Genomic DNA, 12,475 nt, shown 5'->3' with positions numbered 1-12,475 from the left:
TAATACGCGAATAGGTAATGATGCTACTTTACTTCCTCGTCACGTTTATGCTCAACAAGACAATAGCGCAACCCTTTAGCGCTGAGACAACTATTGCTTCGCAATAGTCGAATTTGTCCAACACAAAGATTCAAACGCCAGTGTTAAAGCTGGCGTTTTCTATAGCGCGTATTAATCTAACTTTGCGCAAGATCAACAATGAATCAACTAAACCCACGTATAATGCCATCGGTTAGTCGTAAGTTTGAATAGTTAAGGGTAATAATGAAAACCGAGCAATTTTTTAACCGAAGCATACTGAATAAATATAATACCAGTGGACCACGTTACACCTCATATCCTACCGCGCTCGAGTTTAATGATAGCTTTAACCATGACGATTTGCTTAATGCCGTCAAGCAATCCGCTAACAGAGAACTATCACTTTATATTCATATCCCTTTTTGCCACAGTCTTTGTTATTACTGTGGTTGCAATAAAATTGTCACCAGACACCGAGATAAAGCGGACGATTACTTAGACTACTTAGCCAAAGAAATCATCGCGAAAGCGCCACTATTTAAAGAATATACGGTCACACAAATGCATTGGGGTGGCGGTACACCAAGTTTTTTAACCAAAGCTCAAATTGACCGTTTAGTGACGCTTGTGAAAAAACATTTTAGTTTTGCTAATAAGGTTGAAATGAGTATAGAAATTGATCCGCGTGAGATTGAGCTCTCGCTTGCCGATCATTTACACCAGCTAGGTTTTAATCGCCTAAGTATAGGTGTACAAGACATCGATGCTAAAGTACAACAAGCAATCAATCGCGAACAATCTACGGCATTTATTGCTGAATTTATTGCGCACGCGAAAAAAGTCGGTTTCAAATCAATTAATGTTGACCTTATTTATGGTCTTCCTCACCAAACGTTAGAAACCTTTGGTAAAACCATCGAGCAAGCCTATAAAATGGATGTCGACCGAATTTCACTATTCAGCTACGCCCATTTACCGAGCAGATTTGCCGCTCAACGCAAACTAAAAGACGAGTGGCTACCTGACGGTTTAGAAAAATTCGCGTTAATGAAACTAGCCATCGAGCTGCTATGCGGCTATGGCTATGAATTCATTGGTATGGATCATTTTGCTAAGCCTGATGATGAACTTGCCATTGCACAACGTGAAGGGCATCTACACCGAAATTTCCAAGGCTATACGACTCATGGGCATTGCGACCTACTCGGCTTAGGTGTTTCATCTATCAGTGCAATCGGCAATAGTTATTCACAAAATGTTAAAGAACTACGTCATTACTATCGAGCGCTTGATAATTGTGGACATGCCCTAGAAAAAGGCATTAGTTTGACCCATGACGATATTATCCGTGGCGACGTCATTAAACAATTAATGTGTAATTACTATTTAGATAAAGAGCTCATTAATAAAAAATACGATATCAATTTTAATGACTATTTTGCGGACGAATTACCGCTACTAAACTGCTTTATAGACGATGAACTCGTCGAAAACAGTGAAAACTTTATAGCGGTAAGCCAACGCGCCCGATTACTAATACGTAATATTTGCATGACCTTTGACGCTTACATGCAAAAACATATTAATCAACAACGCTTTTCAAGAGTTATTTAGGGTTTGTTAACCTTTTTTTTCTGCAGTAGGCTGTTTTTGATAAGTGCGAAGCAGCATGGGCGACGTTTGGTTATTCCAAATGAGCGAATGCTAATGCCGTTAGTATTCAACATAACCTTTGCCCCTTTCGTTAAGATCTTGGGGCTGAGGCCAAAATGAATCTTAAACGTTTTACTAGTCTAATCGGCCTAAACTAAACTGGTAATCCCCGCTGGTTACCAGTAACTCTATTCCATTATCTGTCTTAGTTTCTTTACCTAGTTCAACCCACTGATAGTATACATTTCGATGTACTTTGGCGTTCAAATTTCTTCTGACCACCACATAAAGCTCTCCTTGCTGGTTTTGACTTACCGGGTGCTCTTCACCAATAAAAAAACTATCATCTAAATTAGTACTGGCGCCAATAACACTTTGTCCATTGGCTTGTTGTAATTGCCATTGAGTTAATAGCAATGGTGCATCATCGACAGTAATTTTAACTTTTTCAACAGGGGTCACCAGAAAGTAATCACCCTTTTCATATTTCAGCACTGACGCGAAAAGCTTAACCAACGCCATGCGCTTAAAAGGTGTGCCGTTATAAAACCAAGTGCCATCATTGGCGATTCGTATATCCATTTCTCCACAATAAGGCGGGTCCCAAAGCTCTACTGGGGGCATCGATTGCGCTGAGTGTTCTTTTAATTGGGCGGAAAGCTTATCCAAAGACATAATCATTCACTTTTTAACCAAGATACTTATTATTTTAACCGTAATTACCCGTTTTTGAAAAATAGCGCTTGTCAAAAGCTAGGTAAATACTTTAGAATTCGCGCTCTTCAATAAATACACATTTATTGAATACCTTTCAGTGGTGGCATTAGCTCAGTTGGTAGAGCCCCGGATTGTGATTCCGGTTGTCGTGGGTTCAAGTCCCATATGCCACCCCACTTTTCCTCTATTTTTTTATTAGTACATCAACGTCACTAACATGTCACGACTACCGTCATCATTTGTGATTCCGCTATTTCTGTTCTGGCGTGAGTTTAAGTCTACTATCACCCCACTTTTCTTTGAGTTTTTTAATCCTATTTTCCACGACACACGAAATCATTTGTGATTCCGCTATTTCTGTTTTGGCGTGGATTTAAGTCCCATATGCCACCCCACTTTCCTTTGAGTTTTATAATCCTATTTTTCAAAACACACGAAATCATTTGTGATTCCGCTATTTCTGTTTTGGCGTGGGTTTAAGTCTACTATCACTCCACTTTTCTTTGAGTTTTTTAATCCTATTTTCCACGACACACGAAATCATTTGTGATTCCGCTATTTCTGATCATGGCGTGGGTTTAAGTCTACTATCTCCCCACTTTTCTTTGAGTTTTCTAATCCTAACTTCCACGACACACGAAATCATTAGTGATTCCGCTATTTCTGATTATGGCGTGGGTTTAAGTCTACTATCTCCCTACTTTTCTTTGAGTTTTTTATCCCTATGTTTCAGGCTGATTCTCGGGACATACTTGAAGTAGTTACTGCTACAACTTTATAAGGAGTTAAACTGAATCCTTACCCCTAAGATCAAACTATTCATTCCCTGTGGATATTCTATTGCGAAGACAAGTCGATAAAAATGTATGAACCCGGGGCCATTTTTATGGAAACTGTGTACTTTTCCCCACAACTGTGAATAAAAAAACAGTTCTCCCCACCAAACGAAAAAATAAAAACCAATAAAAACAGAGCCTTAATTTCTTAACTATATTGGCTTGTCATTTGCAATGAGCTCTAAGTAATTAACAATGGATAAGATTTAAGCATGAAAATAATAATAAGCTTTGTTGTGGTTACCTTGCTAGTTGGGTGTTTAGGAAACAATGATTCTAACAAGACCAAAGATGCCCCTGCCCCCCCACTTAACAATATCCAAGTGAATTATAAAACTAACAATGGTTTAGGTGGATATATCCCGGCCTTCGCAAAAGAAATTCCTGATAACTATTTATTTGGCACTAGCCATTACAGCCCTGTCTGGTCTTTAATTGAAAGACCTATCGATAATTTTCAAATTGGTCTTCCTGGCACTTGGTTGTCACCGAATAATGATGATAACGAACAAACACCTCTATGCCCAAAAGGTACTTTTGGTCGAGATAAGTGGCCCGGCTGGGGGCCTACATGGGATGGTGTTTTTCAAACCATTGAGGGTAGCTCGGGATATTGGCTGTTAAGCCGTTTTAAAACTACGTCACCAAAATATAGTATGAATTCTACTCCTGATTGTTATACCACTGAAGTAGCAACTCCTGGCTGGCCATTTTTTTGGTACTCAAAACCTTTGGCCGATAATAAATTAGGTTTAGCTCAGCTTAGTAACCGTATGTTAATGCCACCTGATGGTTTACCTTTTAGTGGGACACCAAATGGAGAGTTAATTGGTTATGGCTACTTTGCATTACCGTTGAGAGATAAACCCAACGATGAACAGCAAACAGGTGATCATCATTGGACGTTATTTCTTAATTCTACAAACTTTAAAGGTCCACTTGCGTTCTTTGTTCCTGAAATGTGGAGTGAAATTGCAATTGACTATCCTTTCGATCGTGGCAGAGGTTTAGACTCAAAAAGCTTAAAAAACAACATTGCTATAGCCATGGAAATAAATACTGTGCCGCAGTTTCAATCAACAGACTCCTTAGGCACTCGATATGCGAAAATTCCACAATTACAGTTCCCTTTAGATGACAATGGAAGGATTGCCTTACTTAAAGACCTATATTTTTATTCTAAACAAGCACTTTTTGAGAGTGTGATGCAATGGCGTGATGGTAGTGATACTCCAAGTGGGCAAATTAATACTGAGAATGCTTATAAAGCTTTGCTAAACGTTGACTTTGAACAATACGAACAAAATGAGAAACCATTAACTGGCTTTAACACAGATTTCGAACTAAAAATTTTTAGTGATGGATCATTTGGTCTGCAATTTTCAAATAACGTAGGCGAAAAGGTTGGCAAATTTCCACGGTATTTTAAAGAAGGAAATAATAATGTATCCGCCATTAGTGAAAAAGAAGTGCCACTAGAAACAAAGCTAATTGAGCAAGTATTTCCCTATGCATCGACAGATAAACCTCCTTATTCAGCATTACCTTTAATAGGAGCGTGGCAATCTCCTGGACCAATAGGCGAACATCACACTGTCATTTTAGGTGACTGCACTCAAGTGACTTATGTGTGGTATCGCTTTATCGACCAACCAGTTTTTCAACAATACAACTGGTCAATTGATGAGAGAAATAATTTTCAAGCATTAATTGAAAAAATGCATGCTAACTGGACCATTGACAAAGAATATTTGCCCCCAGTTAGCAGTGGCACATTAGCAAGTTTTGATGAACGGTTAATCGTTACACCGCCTAAAGGATTAGAAGTGGGCTATGTGCCTATAGTCGTTAAGCAAGAGCTCGCGCCTGAAGGCGTATGTGCCGATTAAAGTTAATTGATTGAATATTGTAATAAGGACTTTCTATGAAAAATTTTCTTAATTTGGGGTTACTTTTAACATCGAGTCTATTGTTACTGGCTTGTAATGACGAAAAGGCAAAAAGAACAGTAAAGACACCACCAGACGTTGTGATTTTGCCCATTCCTGCAGATGGTCCTTTTCCTTCATGGGAGCCGTCATCGATTGATGATTGTCGGTCAGGTGAAAACGTTTCACCTGTGCTCGATAGAGCGAGACTTCACTTAAGAGAAAAGAATCAAGAATTAAAAGAGCCTTCGATTCTTTTTGAAGATCAAACCTTTACCGTTATGATGCGTGGTAGCAGTTCAAATAACACTATCATCTATGCCCCCTTAGCTAATGGCACATTTGCTAGTAAAATCGACAGTTCATCAAACAAATTATTTGATGATGGTACCCATGGAGATGTAACGGCAAATGACGGTGTTTTTACTCGCGATTGTTTGTATTTAAACAAAGACATTCAAAATGAAACCTATATACATGAGAACAACATAAGGTTTATCAACACCAAATATCGTGGCTCAGCTCCTGTAACGACAGTTTCAGAGCGTCTGCGGGTTAATGATAGCGGCATGTTTATCGCTCTAAGAGAAGATTATGATATGCGCTTCCAAGGAACCTGGTCACTTCACAATCCAGCTCGATGTATCGCTTGTGAAGAAGCATGGTCTCTTGCAGGTGACGTGTTTGACTTTTTCGTAATGACGATTCGAGAAGAGGTTGGTGGACAAGGATATACCCGGGTGCATGATAATATCACGGGTACAGGATTTGAACCTCCATATGAGCCGAACTCACACGGCTTTACCATTAGTGATGGCAAAGAGCATCAGGAATACTTAGGGGTGATCAGCATGGACTCACCTGAGTTTATTGGTCTTTCTCATGAGTTAGGTCATGGATTGTTAGGAATAGAAACCATCAATTTTCCAGAACCTGGGAATGGACAATGGAACGTTGGCGATGGAATGCACTTAGACAGTGACACAACATTAACAGGAGATCTGCAAGGCCCGTTTTGGGATCCTGCAAGGGGGTGGCCATATCCCGTTAAATTGCAGCTAGAAAATGGTGATGAAGTAGAAGTGTACTTAACACAAAAAGCAGATGGCAGTTTTCATCTAACACCTCAAAATGACGAACGCTTTATTTGGTCTGATATCTTATTATATATGATGGGACTCAAACAAGCTCACGAAGTAACTGAATCATACTACAAGTTAGTTAACCCTATCTTAGAAAACTGTCGAAGTGATAGAGATGCATTGCGATGCTCGAACACAAAAGTCGATGCTGAGAGAGTAATTCGCTTTACTGTTGATGACTTTCTCGCTCAGTATGGAGTTTGGGGCACTGAATATCCATTTGATCCAAAAAACATCAGATTAGGTGTGCTTAACGTCAGTGATCGCCCTCATACACAGGCCGAAATAGTGTGGTTTTCCAATAGCTTTCGAGATTACGTTACCAATGATGGCAGCGCTAGAGGTGATTGGATAAAAGATGCACGTTGGTCTTATATAACTAAAGGACTATCAACAATTATCACCGATATTAACAAAATGAAACCTCTCAATTAACAACACATTATTGTATATAAACACTAGGGTCTGTTGATCTTTGTTTAAAATTTCTGCTGAGTAATAAAGTGACGATAATCAAGGGAAACGCTTTGAAGTTTAGTGAACTAATCGATAAGTTTTTAACGAAGAGTAGCGTCATTTTAGCTTCAGCCCTGCGGGCAATGGCTATTTTTAATACTAGCGGCATTAGCATTTGCTCATTTGGAATAACCAAACGTCGCTCACGCTGCTTTGCTATTATCAAAAATTGCCTATTGCAGAAAAAGTAAACAAAGTTCTACAGACCCTAACGACCTCTAGCCTTTACGCTTTTAAAAATACTGTCAATTATGCAAGGATAAGAAACGATGAATAATAAAAAACAAACGAATGCTTTAGACCCAGAGCTTGACAACGATAAAAGTTACCAATTAAATCAAACAGCTAGCGCATTTGTCACGTTAATCAATATCACGATGAAACAAATGTCATTTAAAATGAACATGAGAGGATTCTATTCTTATGTAATCGTTTTATGTCTTAGCATGTTTGTTATCAACTTATCGAAAGCAACTAAAAATGTTTATGGTTTACATGGTTATATGGGCAGTTATGAAGTTTCAAGGCCTGTTGATAGTGAGTTTAGCTATGGCATAGCACAATTAAGTAATAAGCTCATTGTACCTCCTGATAGTTTAACATTTAAAGGAAACCAAACGGCGAGTTATTTGGCTATGGATATGTCGCATTGCCTTTTACATAAAAGCGTTTCACAAAGAATAACCGCCAAAAGCATATATTTTATAAACACCTAATGCTTTTTAAGTATAATGTTTTATCGAAAAAGCATTGGTCCATAAATCATGTTAGAAAGTAACACCTCTTTACGTTCACACAAGTATTACCAAGTCAGCCGTTTATATGCTCTTGGTATTAACATTTTACCTTTTAGTTGGAACAATTTTTGAATCAGTATTTTATTACAAAAATAGTCCTTGTTCTATGCTTTGCAGTCGCACTTTCAACTCTATCGGCGGCGGCTAAGGAAGACGAAATTGATCATAAGGATCATGATGTCGCATCACCAACTCTTATCATTGATGACATTACCTGTATTGGTAATGAAACAACGCAATGCAGTTTTATTAGTAAAAAGTATTATCAAAAAATCGGCGATGTACTCGATCCTGATGAAATAATCGATGCCAAGTTAAGGCTTGGCACGCTCATACAATTTAAACATATTGATGTCTATTTAAAAAAAGGTCACCAGCGCGGCCATGTTGTGGTTGTTTTTGATATTAAAGAAGCCAGTAACCTTCAATATGAAATGGTTTACCAACACCAGTATAGAAAAACCAATGATACATTTTACAATTGTGATAAAGAATATGCACCCAAATACAATCAAGGAAGGAAAGACCTCTGTGAGCGCACCGTTAACAACATAACCGATGTAAACAACCAACTTTATGCCAATATTAAAAACTTTAACTTTCTCGGCTCAGGGAAGGAATTAACATTTGAAATAGTACAAACTAAAACAGATAACCAATCTGAAAATTTTATTTATGCCCCTGCGGAGCCAAAGCACATCGACAATTGGTCAAGTCGTGATATACGCCGGACACAATATGTAAATATTCAGTATTATGACCCGCACTTTTTTAACTCACCTTATTTTTACTTTCACGCATACCTCGACCTAACTAGGTTGACAAATACATCATACTCAGCCGATATAAATGGCGAGTATATTGAGCCTGCAACTTCAGAAAATGATGCTAGAACATGGTTCTCTTTTGGACGACGTTTTGCTCGGCATTCATTTTTTTCGGTAAATATGAGCGGGAATTTGACTGAAAAAATTAACCAGTCATATCGTTTAAACTATGGTTTTAATAGTGAAAACGATTTCTTGCTACCGACAAAGGGTAGCAAATTTTTATTGAGTAAAAGTATCTTCGATAATGCTAACCGTTATGCGATTTATTATATCAAACACTTTAATCTAACTAACCAGAGTGCCATTTCGTTAGGCAGTAAAGGTTCCTATTATAAGCAGTTAACTGATGATTATTTTGTTAAAAATATTGATCTAGCTTTAACGGTTAAATATTCAAATTTACGTCCGCTAAATCAAATGCAAGGTGAATATGCTGGGTGGTACATTGGTATTGAAGCCTTTAACCGAAAAACACAATATAGTAGTACCCTTGATAAAAATAACCATATTACTGAGCTTAATGCAGGGTATATTTATCAAACTGAAAATATGGTCTATCGATTTACCTTAGAGGTTAGTTTGAATGAGACCAAGTAAGGTGTTTGGATATTCGAATAATGCCCGCATATATTTTGCTTTTTGTTTCAACTTATTTTTTGTATTTACCGCTAATGCTATTCATCTAAATGTCAAAATTGATTCAGGGCAGTTAACTGCAATTATCACTGATATTAATTACCCACAATCAATGTTGGAAAAAGAATTAAACAGTGGCTTACAAAATAATATTTCAGTGTCTATTGCTGTTAATCAAAATAAAAAGAATATTCATAATTGCGACCTTTCGTTTCAAATCACTTATGATTTATGGGATGAAAATTATGTAGTTACTATTAAGAAAAATAATGGTTTGCGGACAACTAAACTATTGGGAAGCTCTTCAGAAATACTTGTTTTTCTAAATACAATTAGCGTCAATTGTAGTGAAGTTCTAGCAAAAATAACAAAAAATGACGTCTATCTTTTCCAAGCAAAAGTATTGGTGAATCCTGTCAAAGCAAAACGCATTAAAAGAATCAAAAACTGGATTGCAACAAGTCGTGGCCATTCGGTTGACTCCGATAAAAACAGCAATACGCAAATAAATGAATCACCTTCGAATGCTAATTTAAATGAAGAGCAAAGTGTGGAAACGATGAGTTTTCCCAGTCAAGCACCAGCTCGTCCGAGATTTGAGAAATTATTTGATAAAATACTACAACAATACTCTGGCCCTGACGATGTAGCTTATTTATGGAGTAGTGAGGTTGCGACACTATCAGTTAATTTAGGGGCGCTGAACGATGAAAAATAAACAGGTTAGTGTTTATCTCATCAGTGCGATTCTGACACTAGCTATTTTGCCATTTCTTGCTTCTTATTTGCTTATTGATGAAATCATCGACAACGCCATCTCTCTTGTCGTTAAGCCAAAAACAAAGCAGATATTGTTAGATTACCAACAAGATTTAAAAACCTTAAGAAAGCTAGCTCCTGAAAAAGAACACATCTATAGGTCTCGCTTTAACGACACAACGGACGAACTAGTCATTTATCAACAACCTCATTTAGTCAAAAAGGTATTAAGAGATACTTATTTAACCTATTACTTAATATTATTTATTATTGTATTACTCTGCTCTTTATCTGCTGCACTGTTACTCAGTCGTAAAGTTGCAAGATCCTATCGCCGCCTAATGGAAAGTGATATTAACAAAGCAAAAAGACTACAAGAACTAAGTTACTTTGATGAATGGCAAATTGTAACCGGTAAATTGGCTCACGAAATAAATAACCCACTGACTCCAATAGAAATGATGGTCAGTAACCTTTCACGAATTTATACGAAAACTGATGAGAAAACATTTCAAGAAAACTTACGTGTTACCGAAACTGTTGTATCAGAAGAAATAGCAAAACTTAAAGCAATGGTAAGCCACTTCAATCATTTTTCTAAGCTACCTGAACCCGTAATGATTAATTGTAATATTCGTCATTACCTTACAGAGTTTGTCAAACAGTACAGCTCTGCTTGGCAAACCGTTAATTTTTCAATTCCAAACAATAAAAAGCATGAACTCGATGCTAAATTAATGGTCAATTTGGATACCATTCTTTTTAACCAATGTTTCATTAACATTATCAATAATGCTGTACAAGCAAACCCCAAAATTGAAAAACTAAATATTGTGATAACAAGTGAACTTGAATTCAATTCAGGAAGAGCATCAAAAGTTGCCATCACAATATTTAATGATGGCATGATAATCAAAGACGAAGACAAAGAGCGTATCTTTAAAATGCATTACAGTAGTAACTGTTCTACTAACACGCATTCAGAAAACATGGGGATCGGTTTGGCTATTGTTAGAAAAATTATTCTTGATCATAATGGTGAAATTTACTGTTTACCATTAAAGAAAGGGGCTGCATTTAAAATTACTTTACCGTTATCAAAACACAGTACAGTATATTCTAAAAAATGATGGGTGAGGCACCATGAGCTTAAAACGAGTAATAGTAATCGATGATGAAGTCAATATTTGTAGGAGTATTGACTCTTGTCTTACACCTGAAGGTTACGAAATACAAAGTTTTACTTGCCCGAATAATGCATTGAAAAGCTTACGAACCACGCTTTACGATCTTGCCCTAATCGATATTAGACTTGGGAAATATAGCGGCGTAGAGTTGTTTGAACAAATGCAAGTAGAAAAATTTGATATCCCCGTTATATTTATCTCTGGTAATGCGTCGCTTAATGAAGCAATACAGTCATTAAAACTTGGTGCCTATGATTTTTTAGAAAAACCTTTTAATGCGGATAAACTTATAGTCACAGTAAATAATTGTTTGAAGTTTTATGGCTTAGAGAGAAAAGTTAAGGCTATCGAACTCAAGCAATCTGCTCATACCTTAATAGGTGAACATCGGGCGATGAAGGCCCTTCGTGCCGATATTGATAAAATAGCAAAAAATAATATTAACGTTTTGATATCTGGTGAAAGCGGCACAGGTAAAGAACTTATAGCTCAAGCGATACATGAAAAAAGTGACAGAGCTAAACAAAGCATTGTTACCGTAAACTGCTCTGCTATTCCAGAGAAGCTTATTGAAAGCGCACTATTTGGTCACGTAAAAGGCGCTTTTACAGGCGCAGATAAGCATAAAAAAGGTTTTTTTGAAACAGCAAATAACGGCACCTTATTTTTAGATGAAATAGCTGATCTTCCTCTTGCTGCTCAAGCTAGCTTACTAAGGGTACTAGAGAATAAAGAAATACAAAAAGTAGGTTCAGATGTTATTACAAAAGTTGATGTTCGAATCATTGCCGCCAGCCATAAAAACCTAAGAGAACTGGTATCTCAAGGAGATTTTAGAGAAGATTTATTTTATCGCTTAAATGTGATCCCTTTAAAGTCACCCTCTTTGAGAGAGCGAAGCAGCGACATCCCATTGCTAGTGAATCACTTCATTGCATCTTTAAGCACAAAGCATGGCCTTAATAGGAAGTCAATTGACCCTAGTTGTTATGAGATTTTGACGCGCTATCGTTGGCCAGGCAATGTAAGAGAACTTATCAATGTGATTGAGAGAATGATCATTATGGGAGGTGTAAAATTGATAAAAGCAGATATTCCAAGTGATATAGCTTCCTGCAGAGCAAGTACAAATAACGAAGAAGATCAGTTAACCTTAAAAGAATACCTTCACATTAAAGAACGCGATTTCTTAATTCAGAAGTTGCAAAAATATGAAGGAAACATTACCAAAGCAGCAAATGAACTTGCCATAGATAGGTCTTACTTACATAAAAAATTAGCTTTCCATGATATTAAGCGCGCTCAAAGGTTTGAATAACCTAATTTATCCGAGAAATTTTTGCACAAACACTGTTGGCTAACATCATCAATGTCTTCCTGCACTAGAGCGTGTTGTTCTTTCATGTTTAATTTTTGTTCGAGTTAAATGTGTTTTGATCACGGCGCAACGAAT

The 12,475-nt window shown here is 37.1% G+C and carries 9 protein-coding genes and 1 tRNA gene; 9 read left to right on the top strand and 1 reads right to left on the bottom strand.

Annotation, left to right across the window (positions count from 1 at the left end; all coding sequences use genetic code 11):
* Positions 1-264 precede the first annotated feature (264 nt).
* Positions 265-1,635 (top strand): oxygen-independent coproporphyrinogen III oxidase, encoded by a 1,371-nt coding sequence (gene hemN, locus ACSLUH_RS04495; RefSeq protein ID WP_448565035.1) that lies wholly within the window; start codon positions 265-267, stop codon positions 1,633-1,635.
* Between the two features lie 174 nt (positions 1,636-1,809).
* Here the strand turns inward: hemN and ACSLUH_RS04490 are convergent, their stop codons facing one another.
* Positions 1,810-2,349 (bottom strand): DUF1285 domain-containing protein, encoded by a 540-nt coding sequence (locus ACSLUH_RS04490; protein ID WP_448565033.1) that lies wholly within the window; start codon positions 2,347-2,349, stop codon positions 1,810-1,812.
* 142 nt (positions 2,350-2,491) lie between these two features.
* Here ACSLUH_RS04490 and ACSLUH_RS04485 point away from each other — a divergent pair.
* The 8 genes from ACSLUH_RS04485 to ACSLUH_RS04450 all read left to right on the top strand — a co-directional run bounded on the left by ACSLUH_RS04485 (position 2,492) and on the right by ACSLUH_RS04450 (position 12,340).
* A tRNA-His gene (locus ACSLUH_RS04485) sits at positions 2,492-2,567 on the top strand.
* 872 nt (positions 2,568-3,439) lie between these two features.
* Positions 3,440-5,116 carry a hypothetical protein gene (locus tag ACSLUH_RS04480; RefSeq protein WP_448565031.1) on the top strand — a complete coding sequence of 559 codons (1,677 nt, stop codon included), beginning with the start codon at positions 3,440-3,442 and terminating at the stop codon, positions 5,114-5,116.
* A gap of 35 nt (positions 5,117-5,151) precedes the next feature.
* Entirely contained in the window at positions 5,152-6,732 is a 1,581-nt protein-coding gene (locus ACSLUH_RS04475) for a choice-of-anchor X domain-containing protein (RefSeq protein ID WP_448565029.1), read from the top strand.
* 350 nt (positions 6,733-7,082) lie between these two features.
* Complete coding sequence (locus tag ACSLUH_RS04470) at positions 7,083-7,529, top strand: hypothetical protein (protein ID WP_448565027.1); 447 nt, start codon at positions 7,083-7,085, stop codon at positions 7,527-7,529.
* Positions 7,530-7,678: 149 nt separating this feature from the next.
* On the top strand, positions 7,679-9,037 hold the full coding sequence (locus ACSLUH_RS04465) for a BamA/TamA family outer membrane protein (RefSeq protein WP_448565025.1): 1,359 nt from the start codon (positions 7,679-7,681) through the stop codon (positions 9,035-9,037).
* A complete protein-coding gene (locus ACSLUH_RS04460) occupies positions 9,024-9,794 on the top strand; it encodes a hypothetical protein (protein ID WP_448565023.1) in 771 nt (256 codons plus the stop codon). The genes ACSLUH_RS04465 and ACSLUH_RS04460 overlap by 14 nt, the downstream gene beginning before the upstream one ends.
* The gene (locus ACSLUH_RS04455) at positions 9,784-10,965 is read left to right on the top strand and encodes a sensor histidine kinase (protein WP_448565021.1); all 1,182 of its coding nucleotides are present in this window, start codon (positions 9,784-9,786) and stop codon (positions 10,963-10,965) included. The genes ACSLUH_RS04460 and ACSLUH_RS04455 overlap by 11 nt, the downstream gene beginning before the upstream one ends.
* Before the next feature lie 13 nt (positions 10,966-10,978).
* Positions 10,979-12,340, top strand: coding sequence for a sigma-54-dependent transcriptional regulator (locus tag ACSLUH_RS04450; RefSeq protein ID WP_448565019.1), 1,362 nt, complete (start codon positions 10,979-10,981; stop codon positions 12,338-12,340).
* Positions 12,341-12,475: the final 135 nt, after the last annotated feature.

The organism is Thalassotalea ganghwensis (assembly GCF_053485795.1).
The sequence above is the reverse complement of the archived record's forward strand: the minus strand, read 5'-3'. Positions and strand labels throughout refer to the sequence as shown.

Excerpts from the sequence above, each read along its gene's own strand:
- ACSLUH_RS04460 (WP_448565023.1), top strand. The coding sequence starts at position 9,024 with ATGAGACCAAGTAAGGTGTTTGGATATTCGAATAATGCCCGCATATAT.
- ACSLUH_RS04450 (WP_448565019.1), top strand. The coding sequence starts at position 10,979 with ATGAGCTTAAAACGAGTAATAGTAATCGATGATGAAGTCAATATTTGT.
- ACSLUH_RS04455 (WP_448565021.1), top strand. The coding sequence starts at position 9,784 with ATGAAAAATAAACAGGTTAGTGTTTATCTCATCAGTGCGATTCTGACA.
- ACSLUH_RS04480 (WP_448565031.1), top strand. The coding sequence starts at position 3,440 with ATGAAAATAATAATAAGCTTTGTTGTGGTTACCTTGCTAGTTGGGTGT.
- hemN (WP_448565035.1), top strand. The coding sequence starts at position 265 with ATGAAAACCGAGCAATTTTTTAACCGAAGCATACTGAATAAATATAAT.
- ACSLUH_RS04475 (WP_448565029.1), top strand. The coding sequence starts at position 5,152 with ATGAAAAATTTTCTTAATTTGGGGTTACTTTTAACATCGAGTCTATTG.
- ACSLUH_RS04470 (WP_448565027.1), top strand. The coding sequence starts at position 7,083 with ATGAATAATAAAAAACAAACGAATGCTTTAGACCCAGAGCTTGACAAC.
- ACSLUH_RS04490 (WP_448565033.1), bottom strand. The coding sequence starts at position 2,349 with ATGTCTTTGGATAAGCTTTCCGCCCAATTAAAAGAACACTCAGCGCAA.